The 16,788-nt window shown below is 57.9% G+C and carries 12 protein-coding genes; 10 read left to right on the forward strand and 2 right to left on the reverse strand.

All coding sequences use genetic code 11. The annotated features are described in order from the left end of the window. Nucleotides 1–229: 229 nt before the first annotated feature. Nucleotides 230–1,423, reverse strand: coding sequence for a cell division protein ZapE (zapE, locus tag ACTIDN_RS08500; RefSeq protein ID WP_441376707.1), 1,194 nt, complete (start codon nucleotides 1,421–1,423; stop codon nucleotides 230–232). Between the two features lie 132 nt (nucleotides 1,424–1,555). Between zapE and ACTIDN_RS08505 the strand changes: the two genes are divergently transcribed. Continuing rightward, entirely contained in the window at nucleotides 1,556–1,894 is a 339-nt protein-coding gene (locus tag ACTIDN_RS08505) for a carboxymuconolactone decarboxylase family protein (protein ID WP_415508734.1), read from the forward strand. 109 nt (nucleotides 1,895–2,003) lie between these two features. Here the strand turns inward: ACTIDN_RS08505 and ACTIDN_RS08510 are convergent, their stop codons facing one another. Continuing rightward, nucleotides 2,004–4,208, reverse strand: a complete 2,205-nt coding sequence (locus tag ACTIDN_RS08510; protein ID WP_441376708.1) for a ComEC/Rec2 family competence protein — start codon at nucleotides 4,206–4,208, stop codon at nucleotides 2,004–2,006. 85 nt (nucleotides 4,209–4,293) lie between these two features. On the opposite strand from ACTIDN_RS08510, the gene gltX reads away from it, so the two are divergent. The 9 genes from gltX to ACTIDN_RS08555 are packed head-to-tail and all read left to right on the forward strand — an operon-like array spanning nucleotide 4,294 to nucleotide 16,730. Next, complete coding sequence (gene gltX / locus ACTIDN_RS08515; RefSeq protein ID WP_415508743.1) at nucleotides 4,294–5,700, forward strand: glutamate--tRNA ligase; 1,407 nt, start codon at nucleotides 4,294–4,296, stop codon at nucleotides 5,698–5,700. Beyond that, nucleotides 5,693–6,634 carry an aspartate carbamoyltransferase catalytic subunit gene (locus ACTIDN_RS08520; RefSeq protein ID WP_048838301.1) on the forward strand — a complete coding sequence of 314 codons (942 nt, stop codon included), beginning with the start codon at nucleotides 5,693–5,695 and terminating at the stop codon, nucleotides 6,632–6,634. Before gltX ends, ACTIDN_RS08520 begins: the two co-directional genes overlap by 8 nt. After that, the gene (locus ACTIDN_RS08525) at nucleotides 6,631–7,923 is read left to right on the forward strand and encodes a dihydroorotase (protein ID WP_415508732.1); all 1,293 of its coding nucleotides are present in this window, start codon (nucleotides 6,631–6,633) and stop codon (nucleotides 7,921–7,923) included. The genes ACTIDN_RS08520 and ACTIDN_RS08525 overlap by 4 nt, the downstream gene beginning before the upstream one ends. After that, nucleotides 7,920–8,564, forward strand: a complete 645-nt coding sequence (gene plsY, locus ACTIDN_RS08530; protein WP_086650415.1) for a glycerol-3-phosphate 1-O-acyltransferase PlsY — start codon at nucleotides 7,920–7,922, stop codon at nucleotides 8,562–8,564. Before ACTIDN_RS08525 ends, plsY begins: the two co-directional genes overlap by 4 nt. 10 nt (nucleotides 8,565–8,574) lie before the next feature. Continuing rightward, nucleotides 8,575–9,825 carry a DNA-processing protein DprA gene (dprA, locus tag ACTIDN_RS08535; RefSeq protein WP_441376709.1) on the forward strand — a complete coding sequence of 417 codons (1,251 nt, stop codon included), beginning with the start codon at nucleotides 8,575–8,577 and terminating at the stop codon, nucleotides 9,823–9,825. Between the two features lie 29 nt (nucleotides 9,826–9,854). Beyond that, a complete protein-coding gene (topA, locus tag ACTIDN_RS08540; protein WP_415508730.1) occupies nucleotides 9,855–12,551 on the forward strand; it encodes a type I DNA topoisomerase in 2,697 nt (898 codons plus the stop codon). 3 nt (nucleotides 12,552–12,554) lie between these two features. Further along, nucleotides 12,555–14,639, forward strand: a complete 2,085-nt coding sequence (locus ACTIDN_RS08545; protein WP_441376710.1) for an RNB domain-containing ribonuclease — start codon at nucleotides 12,555–12,557, stop codon at nucleotides 14,637–14,639. Beyond that, on the forward strand, nucleotides 14,629–16,395 hold the full coding sequence (locus ACTIDN_RS08550) for a S41 family peptidase (RefSeq protein WP_441376711.1): 1,767 nt from the start codon (nucleotides 14,629–14,631) through the stop codon (nucleotides 16,393–16,395). Before ACTIDN_RS08545 ends, ACTIDN_RS08550 begins: the two co-directional genes overlap by 11 nt. Beyond that, nucleotides 16,392–16,730 (forward strand): DUF1491 family protein, encoded by a 339-nt coding sequence (locus tag ACTIDN_RS08555; RefSeq protein WP_415508727.1) that lies wholly within the window; start codon nucleotides 16,392–16,394, stop codon nucleotides 16,728–16,730. The genes ACTIDN_RS08550 and ACTIDN_RS08555 overlap by 4 nt, the downstream gene beginning before the upstream one ends. Nucleotides 16,731–16,788: the final 58 nt, after the last annotated feature.

The following is a 16,788-nucleotide window of genomic DNA, read 5'->3' on the forward strand; positions in this document are numbered from 1 at the left end:
TCATTCCCGAACAAAACCCGGACCATGTTTTCCTTCATCCCACATATCAGTGCAGGATGCCCTGCCTTGCCCTGTCGTGACGAAAAGGTGCCGGTTATAGCGCTACACATGCTGCCCCTGCATCCTTCCTGCACTCATGCATTCGTTCTTCCGGCCAAAGGCGCTGTGCCTCTGGCCACTCTGTGATTTTGCTAGACCGCTGCTGCATCGGGAACAAGAGAGCGGCCTGTCACGCTCTTGAGAGGCCATGTGCGGCCTGCGCGGCCTTGGCACCCTGTGCCAGCCAGCTCTCGCTCCCCATCTCAGCAAGACGTGATGCGGTACGGGCAAAAGCATCCGCGCCGTCACCGGTGGTAAAGAGCTGGTCAGGGGTAGCTTCCGCCGTGGCAAACAGCAGATTCCCGTTGTCATACAAGGCATCAATCAGGGTAATGAAGCGCCGTGCGAGGTTGGCATCATCCTGTCCCATTTTGGGAATGTCATCTATGACCAAAACGGTGAACTGCTTTGCGAGGGCCAGATAGTCGTTTGGCCCACGGGGCTTTCCACACAAAGAGTTGAAATCAAACCGGGCCACGGGGCCTGCGGCCTGATCCACTTCAAAGCTGCGGCCACTGAACTCCAGCGTAACAGACTTGGGCTTTTCCTGCCCGGCATAACGGGCAAAAATCTCGTCCAGCCTTTGTTTGCCGCGCTTGTCTGCGGGCACGAGCCATGTCTCCCGGTCCTGCTGCCGCCCGCGCCGGTAATCCCGTTGCGAATCAAGCTCCACTGTGTCCAGTTCTCGCTTGATGATGGCGATAAACGGCTTGAAGGCATCCGCCCCCGGCTTGTTCTGAAACAGCTCACCCGGGTCTGTATTGGATGTGGCGACAATAATAACATTGGCAGCAAAAAGAGCTTCAAACAGCCGCCCCAAAATCATGGCGTCTGCGATGTCATTCACCTGAAATTCATCAAAGCATAAAAGCTGTGCTCGACCCGCAATGGTTTTAGCCAACGGCGGGATAGGGTCTGTCATGCCGGGGTTGGCCGCCTTGAGGGCATGAAGCTTCTGATGCACGTCCTGCATGAAGCGCAGAAAATGAATACGCTCCTTCCGTTGCACCGGCGCACAGGCAAAGAACAGATCCATCACCATGGTTTTGCCGCGTCCAACGCGGCCTACAATATACAAGCCACGCGGGTGCTGGGGTGGCGCTGGCGTTTTAATGCGCCGTACAAGCCCGGCCAGCAGCCCTTTGGCCTGTGGCTGGGGAACTGGCATGTGATCCAGCTCCTGCCAAAGCTGGTCCAGCCGCTCAATTACCCGTTTCTGGTCTGGGTCACTCGTAAGGTCGCCTGACGCAATGCGCGCCTGATAAACCGCCATAGGCCCTTGCTGTGCCACCGTGTGTGCCTCGTTCTTGTTATTCTCGCTCATACCTTACGCCGATAGCGGGGAGCCACCCCACTGAGCAAGGGGCCTGAACCTCTCCTAACCGTGTCGTGACAGGCCATGATGCTTTCTGCTGCATTCTAGAGGGTTTTTGTTCACAAAAACAGGACACAGCACATGACTGACTGGAATGCCTACCGTACGCACCTGAGCCAGAACGTAAAAGTACTGGCCAAACTGTCCCCCAATACCCTCAAAGGGTTACAGACCCTCGAAACCCCGGAACCAGACAAAAAACATCTGGACGACAAAACGCGGGAGCTGATTTCTCTGGCAGTGGCGGTTACCACACGCTGCGATGGGTGCATTGCAGTTCATACCGTTGGTGCCAAAAAAGCAGGCGCAACAAAGGAGGAAATAGCCGAAGCTCTGGGCGTGGCAGTAGCGCTCAACGCCGGTGCAGCCCTTGTGTATTCAAGCCGAGCGCTGGATGCGTTCGACACTGTGAAGGACTAAACTATAGCCAAACTGCCAGCAGGGCGTTTTCTCACAATAGCGTGTTGCTCAAGCAGCATCACGTTGTCCTGCTGGTGGTAAAAAGAGTGGCTAGATTCTGTTAAGTTTTTTATTCCGGCTGCGCCAAAGGCAAATTAGGCACCCCATGCCCTCCGGGTTTTAAGACCCATGGTCGCGCCCCCTGCCATGCCCGGTCTGTCTTAAGATCAAGTGCTTTTGCGGTCACAAACACAGCCTGCGCACCGTTTCGCCATGCAGAAAAACGATCCAGCCGCAAAGGCACATCCGGGCAGGACTGGCGTAAGGGCGCAGAACTGATAATGGCATCCACGCCCCTACAAGCGCTATCAGGCAAGTTTTGCATACCATCTGACCTGTCATGCAACCTTAACAAAAAGACCTTGTTAGCAGACGAGAAAAAACACAGCCCTGCTTCCCCGTCATTATCGCAGCTTAACGCGCCATCCAGCGCCTCACCCCGCACGGGAAACGGCTTGATGGTTTGCGCGGCAACGGCCTGCTGCCATGCAGCACTTAGCCACGCCCCGTCTCGCGACTGACCGCCTATCCACAGTGTTTTTTGCTGATACAGCCCGACCATTCCTCCATCCGGGCTAATCATCATGGTCGGGCGCAAGACCAGAAACGGCACCAGCAAACCAACACCTATTGGCGCAAAGCCCCAGAAACGCCACCTTTGCCGCCATAGGCACAGCCAACACAGCCCCAACACAATAAGCCCCAAAGCCCATGACGGCATTGCGGGCACCATAATGCGGGCAGCAGGCCACTGCGCCACCGCATGGGCTGAAGCAATAATCAGCCGTACACCCCATCCCATAGGAATAAGAGCCAATGCCTCACCATGAAACGGCATCAGAACAAGGACCATCAGCCCTAGCGGCATCACCCAGAGCGCCATTACAGGCACGACAAGCAGGTTAGCGATAATAAAGAAGGGTTGTATCTGGCCAAAATGCGCCATCACAACAGGCAGAGTTGATAAACCAGCCAAAAGGCTCGTCAGACCCAAAACCAGACTATGGTGTGCAGCCTTGTGGGCAAGTTTTAGCCAGGCTGATTTAAAAACGAGGGTTCGAAAAGCGGTAAGTTTGGGCCCGGCAACTTCATAGCCCGCAGCAAGCGCCATCACTGCCACAAAGGACATCTGAAAAGCCGCACTCAGCACATACTCAGGGTGCCACACCAGCATACCCAGTGCTGCCAGTGCCAACCTTCGCAACGACACGCTCCGCCGCCCGATAGACACCCCAACAACGACCACCGTTGCCATGACCAAACTGCGGATAACAGGCAGATGCAAACCGGTAAGAGCTGCGTAACCAACCCCTCCGCCCAGCGCAACAAAAGCAGAAAGCGCTTTGCACGGCCAACGCAAACTTGCCCATTCCCATCTGGCAAAGGCCAGTCTGGCCGCAACCATAATTACGGTCATGACAAGACCCAGATGCAGCCCGGCAACTGCAAGCACATGAGCCAATCCAGAAACCGCAAATTCCTGACGGATATTTTGCGGAATGGTGGCGGCTTCTCCTGTCAGCAAAGTAGTAGCCACAGCTCCTACAGCGCCAGGCAATACGGCACGAATACGCTGATCAAGTGCTTCCCGCATAGGCTCAAGCCGGAATGTCAGCCCAACACTTGGCTGCGTGGCTGTAGTCAGGCGCTCAACGGGGTCCAGCACGCGGCCATATCCAGCAAGGTCTGCAAACCATGCATCGCGTTGCATGTCCCGCCCTCCCGGATATGCCGGAAAAGGCGGGGGTGTCAGCATGGCTCGTAGCCACACCGTGTCCCCGGGAAAGAGGGGCTGGGTGTCATCCGGTCGTAATTTCAGGCGAAGACTGCGCGAAAGAGGTGCCATTCCCGAATCGAGAGGGGTTTCAAACTGTGCCGCCACCACTTCGATAGTGCGGGTTGCAATCCCTGTTTTTGGCGCCACTCCTTGCGTCACACTCCTGACCGTGCCGCTCAGTTCAATCGCGCGGCGGGGGAGTTCCGGCATGGGGGCATGGCGATGCGCTGCCCCCCATGCCGCTGCAAACCCAATAGCCACAGCAGCACACCCTGTGCCCAGAACACGCCCCCAAACCGCGCCCCGCCACATCCACAGCACAACACTGCTGCCGCAGGCCACACCAAGAGGAAGAACCAGACCGCAGAGTGCTGAAGGCTCGGTTTGAAGAGCGAAGTACCACACACTCCCCATCGCCACCGCCACGGGTACCCACAATACCAGACGTCTATATTCAGCCAGCAGGCGAAGTGTCATGCGGTCAAACACAGGCAACACGGCCACCGCCTGTGCACAGATGGGCAGCCGTTACCCCGCCACAGCGTATGGCTACCCGCGCCCGTGCGTGATATGGGTGCGCCTTATGACGACCATCCGTACACGCTTCGCTCCGAGTCCGACCGGCCTTTTGCACATTGGCAATGCCCGCGCGGCCCTGTTCAATTTTCTTTTTGCCCGTCATCACGGCGGCGAGTTCCTCCTGCGCATTGAGGATACCGACCGTGAGCGTTCCACCCAACAGGCAGTAGACGTTATTTTTGACGGTCTGGCCTGGATGGGCATTACGGCAGATGAAGAGCCTGTTTTTCAAAGCACGCGACAGGCACGCCATGCTGAAGTAGCGCTGGAACTGCTGGCAAAAGGTCTGGCTTACAAGTGCTACTGCACACAAGAAGAACTGAAGCAGATGCGGGAAGACGCCATGAAAAATGGCCAGCCCCCTCGCTATAACGGCATGTGGCGCGACCGTGACCCCTCTGAAGCGCCTGAAGGGGCTCCCTACGCCATTCGTATCAAAGCCCCGCGTGAGGGCGAAACTGTTCTAAACGACCTTGTGCAGGGCGAAGTCCGCGTGGCCAACGCGGAAATGGATGACATGATCATCCTCCGCTCTGACGGCACGCCCACGTACCAGCACGCGGTTGTGGTGGATGACCATGATATGGCCATTACCCACGTTATTCGTGGGGATGACCACCTGACCAACACATTCCGTCAGGCCATGATCTACCGTGCCATGGGGTGGGATCTGCCCCGCTTTGGGCACCTGCCGCTTATCCACGGCCCGGATGGCGCCAAACTGTCCAAACGTCATGGCGCACAATCTGTGGTGGAATTCCGGGAACAGGGTTATCTGCCCGAAGCCCTGTGCAACTACCTGCTGCGTCTGGGCTGGGGCCATGGGGATGCTGAAATCCTGTCCCGTGAAGAACAGATCAAACTGTTCGACATTGACGGCGTTGGCCGCTCCCCTTCCCGCATGGACTACGCCAAGCTGCTTCATATCAATGCCGTGTGGCTGCGTCAGGCAGATGATACCCGCCTGACCGATGATGTAATGAACCGCCTGAAGGCCCTTGAGGGTGTGCAGACGGATGAGACAGTACGCGCCCGTGTTCTGGCTCTGATGCCCGGCTTGAAAGAGCGTGCCCGCACCTTGGTGGAGCTGACGGAAAGTGCAGCCTTCCTTGGCCGCCATGTGCCGTTGACCTTCAATGATAAAGCCAAGAAAATTCTGACCCCGGAAGCCCGGACCATTCTGGACGGTCTGGCGCGTGAACTGGCAGCAGTAGAAGACTTCACACCAGAAGCCATTGACGCTGCTCTGCGCCGCTTTGCCGAGCGTGAAGGCCATAAACTGGGTCAGGTGGCCCAGCCTGTACGCGCTGCCGTAACCGGGTCCAACACGTCCCCCGGCATTGATGCCACGCTCTTTGCCTTGGGTAAGGACGAAACTCTGGCCCGTATTGGAGCAGCCCTGCATGCCTAGCTTTCCCGGCCGGCACACCCAGCATCTGCTTGGCCTGCAAGGCATGACGCCGGACCAGATTGAGCCGCTGCTTGATCTGGCCGAAAGCTATGCCCTGCTCAACCGGTCCCGCAAGGTCTCGCGGGACGTGTTGCGGGGCCGCACCCTGATAAACCTGTTTTTTGAAGACAGTACCCGCACCCGTACCTCGTTTGAGCTGGCGGGCAAGCGGTTGGGGGCAGACGTTATCAACATGTCTGTCGCCCAGTCTTCCGTAAACAAGGGTGAGACACTGCTGGACACGGCAGCAACCCTCAACGCCATGCAGGCTGACCTGCTGGTCGTACGCCATGCTCAGTCCGGTGCACCCGCCTTGCTGGCACAAAAAGTAGAAGCCTGCGTGGTGAATGCCGGGGACGGCACACATGAGCACCCAACTCAGGCTCTGCTGGATGCCCTGACCATTCGCCGCCATTGCGGCCATCTGGCTGGCCTGACCGTTGCCATCTGCGGAGATGTTGCCCATTCCCGCGTAGCGCGGTCAGACATTCACCTCCTCACCACCATGGGCAGCCGCGTGCGAGTTGTCGGGCCACCCACTCTGGTGCCAAACGCCCTTCGGCATTTGGGAGTGGAGGTTTTCCATACAATGGAAGAAGGCCTGAAGGACGTAGATGTCGTCATCATGCTCCGTCTGCAACGCGAGCGTATGTCCGCAGGTCTTATTCCCAGTGCGCGTGAGTACTTCCGCTTTTATGGTCTGGACAACCGCAGGCTTGCGCTGGCCAAACCCAATGCCTTGGTAATGCACCCCGGCCCCATGAACCGTGGTGTGGAAATTGACAGTCAGGTCGCGGATTCTGACCAGAGCGTGATTCAGGAACAGGTGGAAATGGGCGTTGCCGTGCGCATGGCCGTGCTGGACCGCCTGACACGCAGCAGGCACTCAGCATGAGCACTCTTCTTTTTGAAAATGTCCGGCTTCTGGACCCGTCCGCAGAACTGGACCAACCGGGCCGTCTGCTGGTCCGCAACGGGGTTATTGAAGCCACGGACAAAGCCGGTGCTGAAGGCAAGCCTGAAGACGCACAAATTATCGACGGTCAGGGAGCGGTCCTGTGCCCCGGCCTTGTGGATATGCGCGTTGAAATTGGTGAGCCGGGGCACGAATACCGTGAGACCATAGCCTCCGCAGCACGTGCGGCCTCCGCCGGTGGCATCACAACCATTGCCGTACTGCCAACCTGCGAACCCGCCATTGATAACCCTGCCCTCGTGCGGCTGCTGCGTGGCCGTGGTGAGGAAACTGGGGCTATTTCCATTCTGCCCTACGGCGCTTTGACCAAAGGCTGCAAAGGTCAGGAACTGGCGGAAATAGGCCTGCTGAACGAAGCCGGGGCCGTTGCCTTTACAGATGGTGCCCGCGCCATAGATCCAGCCCGCCTTATGCGTCAGGCCCTGACCTATGCCAGCGGCTTTAACGCCATGGTTGTCCAACACCCTGAAGAACCATCCCTCGCCGGGTCTGGCTGCGCAACTGCGGGTGAGCTTGCCACCCGCATGGGGCTGGCGGGCATTCCAACTGTTGCAGAATCCATCATGATTGCGCGGGATATAAGACTTGCGGAACTTACAGGTGGCCGCCTGCATTTCGGGCATGTTTCAACCGGTGAAGGGGTTGAACTCATCCGTCAGGCCAAGGCGCGTGGTGTCCCTGTAACCTGCGATACCGCGCCCCACTATATTGACCTGAACGAAAACGCGATTGGTGACTTCCGTACTTACGCCAAGTTCTCGCCGCCGCTCCGGTCCGAAGCTGATCGTTTGGCAGTGTGTGCTGGGTTGGCCGATGGCACAATTGACGCCATAGCCTCCGACCACCTGCCACGCGATGCTGACGACAAGCGCCTCCCTTTCGCGCAGGCCGCAACAGGCGGTACGGGGATGGTCACGTTGTTAGGTGTGACATTGGGCCGTGTGCACGATGGCACTTTAACCCTGCCACAGGCCATTGCCCTGCTGACGCATAAACCCGCAGGTCTGCTGCGGTCAAAAGCGGGCACTCTCGCCAAGGGTGCCGCAGCAGACCTTTGCCTGTTTGCACCGGAACGCAGTTGGCTGGTTGAAGCGGGCGCTTTGCCGGGTCGTGCACAGAATACACCTTTTGATGGCCGTGCGCTGGAAGGCAAAGTGCTGGGCACATGGAAAGCGGGCCGTCCTGTCTATGGAGCGACAGCGGCATGACGGAAAACCTGCCTACCTACGCGCTCTGGCTCATGGCTGCCATGGCCTTCCTTGGTTACTGCCTAGGCAGCGTACCTTTTGGCCTTATTCTGACTAATCTGGCTGGCGCGGGAGACCTGCGCAAAATTGGCTCTGGCAACATTGGTGCTACCAATGTGCTGCGGACAGGCCGCAAAGACCTTGCCGCAGCCACGCTGGCATTAGACGCGGCCAAGGGCTTTCTGGCTGTCGTGATTGCATGGATCATGACACCGCCGGATTTTGCCGCGCCTATTACCGCCGTTACAGCGCTGGCGGTGGTTTTTGGGCATTGTTTCCCAATTTTTCTTGGGTTCCGCGGCGGCAAAGGGGTTGCAACAGGGCTTGGGGCCTTACTAGCACTCTCTCCTCTCACTGGGCTGGTGGGATGTGCCGCATGGCTGGGCTTTGCCAAACTGACCCGCATTTCTTCAGCGGGGGCCATTGCTGCATTTGTTATCATGCCTGTGGTCATGCTGGCCCTGCATGATTTCAGCTTCCAGACTTCACCCAAACCAATGGCAACACTGCTCATCAGCTTGCTGGTGCTCGCCCGCCACCACGCTAATATTGGCCGCCTCCTAAACGGGACGGAACCTCGGGTTGAACGCAAGGTAAAATGAGACAGCCTGCGTGACAGATCTTCTGGCATGCCTGCGCCTTGCCCGGACGGACGGTATCGGGCCGGGGCGTTGGCGGCAGATGATAGAACGCTACCATACGCCCCAAGCGGCCGTTGAAGCCCTACCCCATGTGCGTATCAAGGGCCGGGCACCTTTCGCTCTCCCCTCCGTTGACCACATAACGCATGAAATTGAACAGACCCTGAAACTGGGCGGCCAGTTTCTTACCGTGCTGGACCCTGCTTACCCCCCGCAACTAAGAGCCTGCCCAGACGCACCTCCCGTGTTGTCTGTTTTGGGAGACTGTACCGCACTGAGCAAAGCGGGCGTTGGTCTGGTGGGGGCACGCAATGCGTCCGTGCATGGTGTCCGGCTAGCAGAAAGTCTGGCAACGGATCTGGTCAAAGCAGGACTGACAGTCATTTCAGGGTTGGCACGTGGCATTGACCGAGCCGCCCACATGGGCGCGCTACACCGTAAAGGCGTGACAATAGCGGCCATTGCGGGCGGGCTGGACCGTCCGTACCCGCCAGAAAATGTACGCCTTCAGGCAGAAATTGCAGAAAAGGGCGTGGTTGTAACGGAAGCGCCGCTTGGCACCATTCCAACCGCGCGCCATTTCCCGCGCCGTAACCGCCTTATCGCCGGATTAGGATTGGGGTGCGTGGTGGTGGAAGCCGCCTTGCATTCCGGCACCCTTATTACCGCACGGCTGGCGCTGGACTATGGGCGAGATCTTTTTGCCGTTCCCGGCACGCCACTGGACCCACGCAGCCGAGGTAGCAATGACCTGCTTCGGCATGGGGCCATTCTGACAGAAAGCGCGGCGGACATTCTGGCACATCTGCCGCCCCTCTCCCGCTTCGCTTCCTTCCCGGTCAGCGCGCTGACACAAGAAAATACGAGTCAGCGCGTTTTTTACTCTCCTCCTGCTGAAACCCTGTTTACGTCACTTCCCGCCTCAGGCCAGCCTCACCATATTTCGGGCCAAAAACCGCCTAAATCTGCTGAATTTCAGTCACTCCCTTCCGCTGATCCTGTGCAAAGTCCCCCTCCTGCACAGCCCATCACCGTGCAGGAAAAATTACTTGATCTGCTCTCCTTTACGCCCATACCGGTTGACGATCTGGTTAGGCACTGTCAGTTCTCAGCTTCCGCCGTCTTGACTGCGCTGACAGAACTTGAGTTGACTGAGCGCATTACGCTCCTTCCCGGAGGGCGCGTTGCCTTGGCAAATGAGGCAGGCAAGAGGGCTGATTGAAGTGCTGCTTCCGGCAGGTCGGAGAGACTATGACTGACGTTGTGGTGGTCGAATCGCCAGCAAAGGCGAAAACGATCAACAAATATCTTGGTGATGGCTACACGGTACTGGCTTCCTTTGGCCATGTCCGGGATTTACCACCCAAAGACGGATCCGTACGGCCGGATGAAGGCTTTGCCATGTCCTGGCAGGCAGATGAGCGCGGTACCAAACAGGTTGCCGCCATCATCAAGGCTTTGCGCGGGGCCAAGACACTGTATCTGGCCACTGACCCGGACCGTGAAGGTGAGGCCATTTCCTGGCACGTCCGGTCCATGCTGGAAGAAAAGAAGGTCCTTAAAGGCGTTGATGTTCAACGTGTGACCTTTAACGAAATTACCAAAAGCGCCATTAAACACGCCATGGCGCACCCGCGTGAGCTCGATTTCCCACTGATCGAAGCCTATCTGGCACGCCGCGCGCTGGACTATCTGGTGGGTTTCACGCTCTCTCCTGTGCTGTGGCGCAAACTGCCTGGCTCTAAAAGTGCTGGTCGTGTGCAGTCTGTAGCGCTGCGCCTGATTTGTGAGCGGGAAGCGGAAATTGAGGTTTTTCAGCCACGCGAATACTGGACCGTAGCCGCCGCCCTGACCACACCCGCCGGTGCCCCGTTTACCGCACGCCTGACCCACTTAAACGGCAAGAAGCTCGACCAGTTTGACCTGAATACGGCGGATTTAGCCGAGGCTGCCCGGAAAACGGTTGAGGGCGAAACGCTCTCCGTGTCCTCTGTTGAGCGGCGCAAGGTCAAACGCAACCCGCAGCCACCGTTCACAACCTCCACCCTTCAGCAGGAAGCGTCACGTAAGCTGGGCATGGGGGCGCAGGTTACCATGCGCACAGCCCAGCAGCTTTATGAAGGGATTGAACTGGGCGGTGAGACCGTTGGTCTTATTACCTATATGCGTACCGATGGTGTGCAGATGGCACAGGAAGCCATAAACGCCATCCGCAGCCATATTGGTAAGCAGATTGGCCCGGACTATGTCCCGCAGCAGGCACGGCATTATTCGTCCAAAGCCAAAAATGCGCAGGAAGCCCACGAAGCCATCCGCCCGACAGATGTGTTCCGCACACCATCGTCCGTTGCTGGATATCTGACACCAGATCAGCGCCGCTTGTATGAGCTGGTCTGGAAACGTGCCGTAGCCAGCCAGATGGAATCTGCAGCACTAGATCAGGTGGCTGTTGATATCTCTGGCCCCTCCGGCCAGACCGTATTGCGTGCCAACGGCTCCATCATCACGTTTGACGGCTTCCTGCGCCTTTACACTGAAGGCCGGGATGATAGCGACAAAGCAGCCGATGATGACTCCCGCATGTTGCCACCCATGCAGGAACGTGACCCGCTGAAGCAGGAAAAAGTAGAGGCCGATCAGCACTTTACCCAGCCTCCTCCGCGTTTTTCCGAGGCCTCGCTGGTGAAAAAAATGGAAGAGATCGGCATTGGCCGCCCTTCCACGTATGCCTCCATCCTGACTGTGCTGCGAGACCGCAACTATGTCATGCTGGAAAATCGTCGCTTCATTCCTGAAGCGCGTGGGCGTTTGGTGACAGCTTTCCTTGTCTCCTTCTTTGAGCGCTATGTAGACACCAAGTTTACTGCAAGCCTTGAAGAGCTGCTGGACGATATTTCAGCCGGTCAGGCTAACTGGAAAGAGGTTCTGGCCTCCTTCTGGCAGCATTTCTCTCAGGCCGTCGCTGACACCAAAGACCTGACCATTACCGATGTGCTCAATGCACTCGATAAAGACCTTGGACCCTTCTTCTTCCCGCCTCGGCCAGATGGGTCAGACCCACGGCATTGTACAGCCTGCGGTACGGGCCGCCTTGGCCTGAAGCTGGGCCGGTATGGTGCGTTTATTGGCTGTTCCAATTATCCGGAGTGCCAGTTCACCCGCCGTTTGTCTGCTGATAGCGCTGAGGATGGTGAGGGCAGCGAAGGCCTGAAAGATGGTATGCGCGTTCTTGGCCAGCATCCTGAAACGGGCGAAGATATTACGGTCCGCCAAGGCCCATGGGGGCTCTATGTTCAGCAGGGTGAACCAGACCCCAATGATAAGAAGGCTAAACCCAAACGGGCTTCTCTCCCCAAAGGTGTGGAAGGGGACAAAATCACGCTGGACACGGCTGTGGGGCTTCTCTCCCTTCCCCGCCTTGTCGGGCTACACCCTGAAACTCAGGAACCAATCGAGGCTGGGCTTGGTCGCTTTGGTCCTTATGTCAAAATGGGAGCCATCTACGGCTCTCTGGACAAAGACGACGATGTACTGACCATTGGCCTAAATAGAGCGGTGGATGCACTGGCCAAAAAACTGGCCTCCATCCGCACTTTGGGGGCACACCCCAAGGACGCAGAGCCAGTTATGGTGCGTAAAGGCCGCTTTGGCCCCTATGTGCAACATGGGCAGATGGTCGCCACTCTTCCCCGTGGCACAGATATGGATGATGTCACGCTGGATGATGCTGTGGCTCTGTTGGCGGAAAAGGGAAAGCCTTTGAAAGCCAAAGGGGCTGCTGCCAAAAAGAAGACAGCAACCAAGACCGCTGCCAAGAAAACCACCACCAAAGCTGCCAAAACAGCCGAGGGAGACGAAGCACCGGCAAAAGCCAAAAAAGCGCCTGCCAAGAAAGCTGCGCCCAAAAAGGCAAGTACCGCCGCCACGCGCAAGAAAAAGGCCGAATAAACCATGCGGAAGGGCAGCGGGCCTTTGCCCCTGTCCGAGCATGGGGCCATTCTGCACGCATTGGAAGCTGGCAGTGCCCCTATGGGGCTTGCTGATATCCTCCATGCTTTAGGGTTGCCCCTTAGCCTGAAGGCACGGCTGCGGACTGTGCTGCATGAAATGGCACTTGCCGGGGAACTGGCAACGCTGCCTCCATGCAGGCTGAAAGCCATTACCGGCCTGCCCGACATAGTGCGTGTCACGTTGGCACACCTGCGGTCTGACGGTTGCGCCTACGCCTATCAAAGCCATACACCTGACACCTCGATTCTGCTTGTCTCAGGCCTGTCAGATGGCACCTTCCTGCTACCCGGAGATGAGGTCCTCGTCCGGCTGCGCCCGAGTACGGGCCGCAACCGTTTACGGGAAGGACGCCCCATTCGTCTGCTCTCACGCCAAATCAGCAGCTTCCCGGCACACCTGACGGCCTGTTGCCTTCAGGCAGACACAACATGTCTGGCTACGTTTGAACCCTGCGATGGGCGTATCGACCTGACCGTTACTGTGAGTGTCACGCAGGACAACGCTTTTTTCACAGCCTTGAAGCCCGGTGTCATCGCTTTACTCGATACCACCCTCCCACAAACGAGCAAAAACGCTCCGTTCGTGATTACCCGCCTTTTAGGAGACTGTGATGCGCCCGACATGGCAGCCACCCTCAGCATTCTGACACACGCCCTCCCAGAAAATTTTACTCCAGAATGCGAGGCGCAGGCCCATCTTGCCTCCCAGTCCCCAGCCGCTTTGGCAAAAGCCGACCGGCGCGATCTGCGTGATCTGCCACTCATCACGATTGATGATGACACAGCGCAGGATTTTGATGACGCCATTTGGGCAGAGGAGACGGTAGAGGGTTTTCATCTGGTCATTGCCATAGCAGATGTCAGCCATTACGTGCCTGAAGGCTCCATACTGGACCAAGAAGCCCTTATACGCGGCAACTCTGTTTATTTGCCGGGCCATGTGCTGCCCATGCTCCCGGAAAGCCTCTCGGCTGGAGCATGTTCCCTCAAGCCGCATGAAGACCGGCTTTGCGTCTATGTTGACCTCACTCTCACGGCAGAAGGTCACTGTGTGTCAGGCCATCTGGGCAGGGGTCTTATGCGGAGTGCGGCACGTTTAACCTACCAACAGGTACAATCCGCACTGGACGGGTGTGAGAGCCCGTTCCCCCCCCCAAACACACTTCCACACACACTCCTGCGCACGTTGGCAAAAGCCGCTACTGCCCTGCGTGAAGAGGCCTTGAGCAGAGGAGAAAAGAGCGAGAACACACACGCGTCGGATGCCTACAGCATTGCGTTTGACCAGATGGGGTATCCCGTTGCGTTCAAACCCCGCCCACAGGGTCTGGCACAGGATATCGTGGCGCGCTTCATGATAGCCGCCAACCGCTTTGTGGCAGACTTCATGCAGCAAAAAAGCGTTCTGGGCATGTTCCGCACGCACGCAGCCCCTAAAGCTGGGCAGCAGGTTCGCCGTGTTCCTGCACACTATTCTCCCGTCGCGTCCCGCCATCATGGGTTAGCCTTGCCAGCCTATGCACACTTTACCAGCCCCATACGCCGCTATGCTGATCTGGTCACACATCGTGCCGTTATTGCAACATTAGAGTCTAGCTCCCGTCCCGACCGATCTGAGGGTGAGACAGCGGCCGAGTCAGGTTTGCAGAAAATGCAGATTTTACATGCGCTGGCAGGGCATCTGCATTTTACGGAGCGCCGTGCTGCCTCTGCCACACTGGCATGCCAAAACCGGCTTGCAGCGCTCTTTCTACGCCCCTTGTGCGGTCACGCCATGACGGCTTATGTGACAGGAACAACACGCTCGGCCGTCACCCTGACATTGACGAAGACGGGAACTCCGTCTTTGCTTTTCCGTAGCGCTTTGCCGGATGATTCAGGATTGTATGACGACTCGCACACCACACACGCACCTTGGCGGTCTGAAGCAACGCTTCAGCCAGGCTGCCTGCTGTCTGTTGTGCTCAGGGCAACAAACCCGGCGCGGGGCACCCTTACTCTGGCAGCAGATTCCGATGCGCACTAATACAGCCCTGCGCTTTGTCCCCCCCCTCCGGCGGGCTTTTCCCTGCATGCTGGTGGCAACCCTTATCCTGTGCCAGCCTTCGTCACTCAAAGCAGCAACGGCTCCTTCCTTGCCGTCTGGCAGCCGCCCTACAGCCGCGCCAGACACGCCTGTGGCAACGCCACCAGCACTGTCACCGGCAGGAGCCCCCACGCCTAAAAACGCAGCAGCAGCAGTTGCTGACGCCCTGCCCTCAGCCGCTACGCAACCGGCAGCGACTGTTACAGCCACCCCAGACACCAGCATTGATCTGGCTATGGTGCGCACGGTTATTGCTACAGCGTTGGAATTTCTCGGCCCCCGTACACTTGAAGCCCATTCAAGCCGGGACTTTACGCTCTGGGGCCTTGGCGCGCTCACGGCTCTGGACCCCACGCTTTCTCTGGATACACGCGGGGCAGACATCCGCCTTCTGGCCGGGCAGACATCTCTTTTCTCCCGCCCCGCGCCTCCCGCCAACCATGATGACGAATGGGCGCATCTGGCTGTAGAATTTATCTCGGCGGCACGCACTCACTCAGAAAGCGTTCGAGCTGCGGCGCGGGAAGATCTGGTGCAGGCGTTTTTTGACGAGTTGTTCAATCATCTGGACCCGTATTCCCGCTATATTGGTCCCTCCTCTGCCACAACAGACCGCCATGCCCGCGTAGGCGGTGAGGCCGATGCTGGAATCAGCCTGACACGCAAAGGTCGAGACATCATAGTGTCCGCCGTTAACGCGAACGGCCCGGCATGGACCGCAACCGTAGATACAGGCGACAGGCTGCTTGCAGTTAACAACAAACTGACGGCAGGGCAGACCGCAGAAACTGTTACCCAGTGGTTGCAGGGAGAAGAAGAATCCCGCGTGAGCCTGCGTTTGCTCTCACCTGGCAAAAAACGCGGGCACACTGTTGTGCTGCGCCGCGCGAAGGTTCCGCCTGAAACTGTTTTTGCATTTGCCAGTGGCTCCCTTGTCGTCCTGCGCGTGACCTCATTTTCTTCCGACACAGCAGAGGAAATGAGCCAGTATCTGGATCAGGCAACGCAGGATCCAGGCTTAAAAGGGCTGATCATAGATCTACGCGGCAACCGTGGCGGGGTCTTGCAACAAGCCGTTACCGCAGCAGCCCTGCTGTTGGACCGTGGCGTGGCCGCGGTAACGGACGGGCGGGATGCACAGGCTAATCATATCTGGGCCGTACAGGGCGGAGATATGACCAACAATCTGCCCATTGCCATTCTGGTGGATGGCCGGACGGCCAGTGCAGCAGAAATTCTAGCAGCCGCGTTGGCGGACCATCGCCGCGCCGTTGTGATTGGAAGCTCCACCCTTGGCAAAGGTCTTGTGCAAACGGTTGCGCAGCTACCTGATGAAGGGGAGCTTTTTGTAACCTGGAGCCGTGTTATAGCCCCTCTGCACTGGCCGTTGCAGGGCCTGGGGGTCATGCCCCAGATCTGCACAAGCCTTGGGGAGGCAGATACCAGCAGGCAGTTGCATAGTCTGGCCCACGGCACACTGGACAACCGCGCCGCAGTGCTTGCGTCCCGCGCTGCCCGTTTCCCGCTCACTGTGTCGCGTATTTTGGCTATTCGCCGCGCCTGCCCTGCTGCTCTTGGCAGTGATCGGGACGTTGAAACAGCGCGGGCGGTGCTCGAAAACAAGGCGTGGTACAGAGCTGCCATTGCTGCAATGCCTGAAGACCCGGCCGCCCTTCCGGCAGCCTCCAAGGAATGACCTCACCACGCCTGAAATCGGATTTTGTGGCACGCGCCATCCTTAGGCAGGCCGCGCAAAATGGGCAGTCTGCCATGCTTTTACGGAAGGGCGATGCAGATGCAGGCAGCATTTTGGTGGTTTTACTGGAACGAAATGGCTCCGCCGTTGTTCTGAGCCAAACACGAACGCCAGAAGGGGAAGCCGCATGGCTCAGGTCGTCAGGTGAAAATCCGCTCTCACCCGCAGAAATCAGCCTCTACCTTGAGCGCCAGACCCGTTTTGACCCCGACCTGTGGGTTCTGGAACTTGAAGCCCCGGAGTTTAAACCGCCCTTCACCGCGACTCTGCTCTAAGGACACGAAAATATGTGTGACTTATGTCACACGCCAGATGGCCTGATACCACGCAAAA

Origin of the sequence: Acetobacter sp. (assembly GCF_052102375.1) — a bacterium.
Lineage (GTDB): Bacteria > Pseudomonadota > Alphaproteobacteria > Acetobacterales > Acetobacteraceae > Acetobacter.